This window comes from Actinoplanes sp. NPDC051633, from assembly GCF_040681735.1.
In the GTDB taxonomy this organism is placed as follows: Bacteria; Actinomycetota; Actinomycetes; order Mycobacteriales; family Micromonosporaceae; genus Actinoplanes.
The window spans coordinates 1-5,421 of sequence record NZ_JBFAZH010000512.1 but is presented as its reverse complement, the minus strand read 5'-3'; the positions used below and the strand labels follow the sequence as shown (position 1 = coordinate 5,421).

The window sequence follows — 5,421 nt, the reverse complement described above, 5'->3', positions numbered from 1 at the left end:
CCATCCCGTCGGCCTTCGTCCACACACCGTGGAGCGGACAGGGCCTGCCTGGCCAAGGTGGAGCACCCTACGTCTGACCGACCTTGGCCAGGCGGGCCCTGTCTGCTCGGCTCCGCCTGGACGAAGGCCGCCGGGATGGCGCCACCCATCCCCGAGATCAGAGACCCCGCCGGAGGCGAACGCCGCCGACACCTACGACGACCAAGCCTCCGACGCATGCCGGCCAATTCGGCGGTCCGGGGCTTCTTCATGTTCGCGCCTGCCGCCGGGCTGGAACCGCCGGGTCCACGCCCAGCGAAGCGCCCGGGCGTGGACCCCGTGCGGCGGGCCTCCGGCCCGGCCCTGCTGGGCGGCGCGACGGCCTGCGGAGCAGGCCGCTTGAACCCGTACAGAAACTTCTCACAGATCCGAACGAGCAGGTAAGCCTCTGCCGCGTTCGTACCGGCATCGCGTTCCTATGCTCGCCTATCTCTTCTTGGCACGTGGCGATGTCCTTCTGCCCCTGGGAACTGCTGAGCGGATTTGTTGCGTCGAAGCCGGGTTCTCCGGGGTGACAGCATGCTGGCTCGATGATGAATTGCCCGAACCTCGAGCGTTTCGATACACCAAGTATCCAACCACGGCAGTGAGAAGGCTGGCGAATATGCCTCCAACACTGGTGAGAAAACTGCCTAGATAGGAGCCCACTCGCGTGCTACCGCTCTCGAAGGTGTCCTTCGCGGTTATTGCAATCCTGAAATCGGTAGGAGGGTTGAGCGGTTCGTTGGTGTCTCCGCGTAGAGGCGTGATTGTGAGGCGTAAGGTGTAGTGGCCAGGCTTCGTCGCTTTCACGGACCAGTACCAATGCCCAACGTCTCCCGACGAGACTATAAGCTGGACGTTGTCGGACTGACCTTTTATCTCGACGGCCGAATCATAACTGGTAAGGGAGGCTCGAACTCGGCCGCCAACCTGAACTTCCCCGAGAGGTCGATTCGCGCCCTCCGGAGCGGGAATAGGGCCCGAGCCGGCGGCAAAAGTTCGATCCCCTGCTTTGCCGGCAACCTGAGGGCCGTAGGATTCAGCGATCGCGCAGTCCGGGACTGCTGGGGCGCAAACCCTAAGCTCTAGTGGAAAGGCTCTGTTCGGCTCGGCTTCACGGAATAATCGGGCGCTAGCAGTTCCGCTGTAAAGAGCTTCCCGATCGGCAGCGACTTCGTTAAGGAATCTGGATTGCTCAGCACTCGCGCGCGGCGCCGTTGAGTGCGTGCTTGTCGAACCAGTGGACGGCCGAGAATATGTACGTGAGTCTGCGGGTTGAGGCGTTCTGTGTTCACCCGCGCCTACCGTTGGTGCGAACCGATCGCCCTCCGACGACAGAGGTGTAACCTTAGCCGAAGGGCTGACATGTGAATGATTTACGGTTGTGCCATAAACGATGCCTAGTAATCCAACCAGAACGCCGAGGATGCCGAATATTAATGATGCCTTAGTTGGGCGGTCCACCTTGGCGCCTCTCTCCGATGCCCGGCCGTGAGCCGTCAGAGCTTGTCACGGGCCGACCGAGAAGGCCTCATCCGATCATCTTAACTTCGCGAATTTATGACTGACACGGACGACGATTGTCGATCATGGTCATAGCAAATGCTGCACCGCACGCGACAGTTCGACTACCGGCCGTTCGGAGACGTGCCATTGGCCTTAGTTGATCTTTCGACCCGAAGTCTCACTGCATTAGAGGCCGACATGTTACAGGCGTACTGAGACGAGAACTGGCGCCGGGCTAAGCCGATCATGCTTTGGACCACATCGCTACGAGAACGAGACCCTGTGGAACTGCGCTACCGTCGCGTCGTCGTGCAGCTTCGTTCGCGGGTATCGCTCACCGTCCGGATCAGCGAGTTCGATGGTCCGGACGTGGTCGATCAAGGCGGCCGGCCCAATTTTGTCGAGAAGATCCAGGTACGCTGGCCAGTCGTAGCAGCTCATCTGGTCCACGGGACGGGTTGCTCCGTCAGTGAAGGCGCTGGCTCGTCGCAATGCCGAACGTGGGTAGCTGTTCACGCGGGCGTGCTGTGCCGCGTTGGGATCGGCCGCTGCCACCCACCATCCGTCCGGACGGTTACGCGTTGCCGTCTGCTTGGCGATCAGCTCTGCCAAAGCTGCCCGGTGACCTTCTGACCCGAATGCCCATCCGGCGACGGCGTCCGGCTCGGTTCCGCTGATCTCCTCGATCGAGAGATCGCAGGTCACCTCAAGACCGGAGTCGAGATCTACGATGATGCTGACGTCTGAAAGAGCGAGGGTGTCGACGCGCTTGGAACCTACCCTGAGAATGCCGACGGCGGCGCAGGGCGTTCCAGGATTGCTGAGATCGCAGGTTTCCGCATGAAGGCTGGCGACAACGGCAATGCCCGAGGCAAGGCCCTCGATTAGCTCGATGCCAGGACTATCGATCAGCGCGGACAACGTTCGGACGCCGAGCTGCTGGGCGTACCAGGCAACGCCGTGGTGGCAGCCGCCGAACGGAATGCCGGCCCCATCGACCACGACCGCAATGTCTGGCGTGGCAACAACGAAGTCCTCGTTCGGACGACCAGGCGCTCCGTCTGTGGCTAGCGCGAACACGCGGCGGATACCTCCGTCAGATCGGGCCCGCAAGTAAGTTGCGGAGCTTCATGACTGGCTCAGTCGTGCTCCACGGTTCCAGGTGACGTAGCAGGTTCCGTAGGTCCCTGATGGTACGAGAGGAGCCGGTCGTTGCGGCAATCGCCAAGGCCTCTTCTGCGGCTGCGCAGGCTTCGGTCGGTCCGCCGGCCAACGCATAGGCATGCGCCAGCCGTCCGAGGTACTGACCGCGGTCTCGGTGGTACTCCGGCGGCAGCAACGCCAACACCTTGGTAAAGGCGTCTACGGCCTGGTCGCCTCGACCGAGTTCGAGGTAAACCTTTGCACGTGTGATCTGGAGGTAAGTCCCGAGGTCGCAGTAGCGACCGATCGACGGGTCCCCCATTTGAGGCTCCGCCTCTGAGCTTTCGGTCACGAGACGTTCCGCCAGTTCAAGTGCGCGGTCGGCGTCAGAAGTGGCGCCACTTACGGCATGGCCTACGGCCTCGGTCTGGGCGGCGATGGCTCGTACGCGGGCCGTTGTTGGCCCGTCGCCTCGTTGCGCCGCCTGGGCGAGGTGTGCGGCGTGGGAGCCCTGTCGGGCGCCGATGGCCTGTACCGAGCGACGCATCAACACGAAGCCTGCCATCCGATCGTCGCCAGCCGCCTCGGCCCATTCCAGCGCGAGCCGATACCAGTTCGTCGCGATCGTAGAACTACCGGAGTCCTGCGCTAGCCAACCGGCGAACTCGGCGTACCCAGCACCTACCTGTAGGAGGTCGGTGAGGAGGTGGCCGCTTGCATCGCGCGTCAGCGACTCAATGGTGTGGGCTTGGGCTTCCATCACAGGCAGCAAGGTACGGGGACCTATCAGGTTGTCTGCCGTGTAGTGATGATGGAGCCCTTCGCCGAGCGACGCAACCAACTCGGGAGCTGGGCGTATGGGATGGACGCGCGGCAAGTGGAACGTTGGCTTCGTCTTGCGCTCCGAGTCGTTGACGGCCGCCTCGGTTCGAAGCTGCGCGAACCGGGCCCGGACCTCGTCGCTCGCGAGCTTGAGTGCGGTGTCCAGCAGCTGCTGAGTCTTGAGCGCTAGCTCACCCTCCGGGTTAGCCTCCCACTTCGAGACGCCTCTCGATGAAACGCCCAGATGGTCAGCGAACTCATCGCAGGACATACGGAGCGCGATGCGGAGTGTGGACGCGGTCTCACCCCGCCACGTCGTTACGACCAGCACTTCTCCCCCCACAATGAGTGATCCCTGTCGGAGTGTAGAGCTGTACTTCGATGTCATCCGCCGCAGTGCAGTCGCAGTGCGGTACCGGTACGTCCTCAGTTCATGGTCGATCTGTGCTCGTCCGCGTCTACTTGAAGACGGAAGACGACAGCAAGTCCAGAAACGGAGGTGACCGCCTCGGTCAGTGGCCCTTGGGGCCGGGCGCTGCGGGTGGAATCCCGTTCTCTCGGGCCAAGCGCCGTACGTATGCCCCGGTAAACGGGGACAAGCGCTCAACTTCCGTCGGCGCGATGCCAGCCTTCAGCGCCGACAAGACGGCCTCGATAGCCGCCAACCTGGCCTTCTCGTGATCGGCCGCCGTGTCGCGATACCGCGACGCCGCTGCTCGAAGTGTGTCACGAGGATCAGGCACCACAAAAGAGTATCGCAACGCCGTTGCGCAACATAGCCAACAATCGCTACCGTGTTGCGCAACAGTGTTGCGATATGGGATCGCAGCCATGGACGCCCCTTCGGGCGTAACTAAGGAGCCAGTCATGCCGCAGAACCGGATCAGCACTCAGCCTCGTCTGATGCTGGACACCGCCAACGTCATCTTCGAGATGGCGGACGACATCATGCCGAAGATCGATGAGAAGACCGGTACGCAGAAGCTGGACCGGGAGACCGGTCTGCCGATGTGGACTGCGCCGATGTTCGGTCGTGGCCGTGCGATCGGACGGAAGTGGTCCGGTCAGCTCAATGTCACGATCGTGTCCGCGGATCGGCCGGCCGCCGAGGATGGCGACCAGGTCGTGCCGCTGGATCTCGAGGCGCTGCCGTGGGTCTCGGAGCAGAACGGCAAGACGCGTAACGGTGTCGCGTTCAAGGCTTCGGGCCTGGACGTGGTTTCCGGCGCAGTGTCCGTCCCGGCGGTCGCGCAGGCCGCCTGATCCCTTATCCGTACTGGCTCCTGTAGCCAACGACCCGCCGCAGGACGCGGGGCCGCCAGAGATTGGCGTCCATGAGCGGCCCCGCACCTGTTCATTCGCAATCCCTAGCCCCACGAGGGGGAGGAATCGTCGTGTCCAAGTCTAGTGGCCGGAACCTGTTCGGCACATCCGGCAAGGGGCAGACCGTCACGGTCATCGAGGCCCCGACACGTCTCAACCAGCGACGTAAGGCCATCGTCGCGTTCTGGGTCACCTATGCGGTCGTCGCGCTGCCCGGCGCTACCGTCGCCGCGCACTACATGCACCCGATCCTGGGCGGCCTGCTCGGCGCCCTGGCCGGCTTGGTCGCAGCAGCCGTGGTGGCTCTGCTGATCATCGCGTGGCCGGTGCTGCGGATGATCTGGCACTGGCTGCCGGAGATTCTGCTCGCCACGTTCCTGGTGTACGGGTGGACCTGGCTGATGTTCGCCACCCCGGTGTGGCTGTCGCTGCTCATCCTCGCCGCGATCGTCGGTGCCCCGGCCGCGTACGGTCGGACCCGCCGCGCGGTGCTGTCGGCGTTCTGGTGCCTGACGGTGCGGCACCGACTGCGGATGTGTTTCGCGGCGTTCCTCGCCACCAACCGGCACGGCACGCTGCCGCTGATCCTGCCCGCCCGGCCCACCC

At 63.5% G+C, this 5,421-nt stretch carries 3 protein-coding genes and 1 pseudogene; 2 read left to right on the top strand and 2 right to left on the bottom strand.

Annotated features, from left to right (window positions below; genetic code table 11):
- Window positions 1-1,791: 1,791 nt before the first annotated feature.
- A complete protein-coding gene (locus tag AB0M20_RS25320; protein WP_364302179.1) occupies window positions 1,792-2,529 on the bottom strand; it encodes a hypothetical protein in 738 nt (245 codons plus the stop codon).
- A 94-nt stretch (window positions 2,530-2,623) separates the two neighbouring features.
- Complete coding sequence (locus AB0M20_RS25315) at window positions 2,624-3,880, bottom strand: hypothetical protein (RefSeq protein WP_364302177.1); 1,257 nt, start codon at window positions 3,878-3,880, stop codon at window positions 2,624-2,626.
- 443 nt (window positions 3,881-4,323) lie between these two features.
- Here AB0M20_RS25315 and AB0M20_RS25310 point away from each other — a divergent pair, with 443 nt between their 5' ends.
- Both AB0M20_RS25310 and AB0M20_RS25305 read left to right on the top strand, forming a co-directional pair.
- Window positions 4,324-4,755, top strand: a complete 432-nt coding sequence (locus tag AB0M20_RS25310; protein WP_364302175.1) for a hypothetical protein — start codon at window positions 4,324-4,326, stop codon at window positions 4,753-4,755.
- A 131-nt stretch (window positions 4,756-4,886) separates the two neighbouring features.
- Window positions 4,887-5,421 (top strand): annotated as a pseudogene (locus AB0M20_RS25305) (hypothetical protein); the annotation flags it as partial.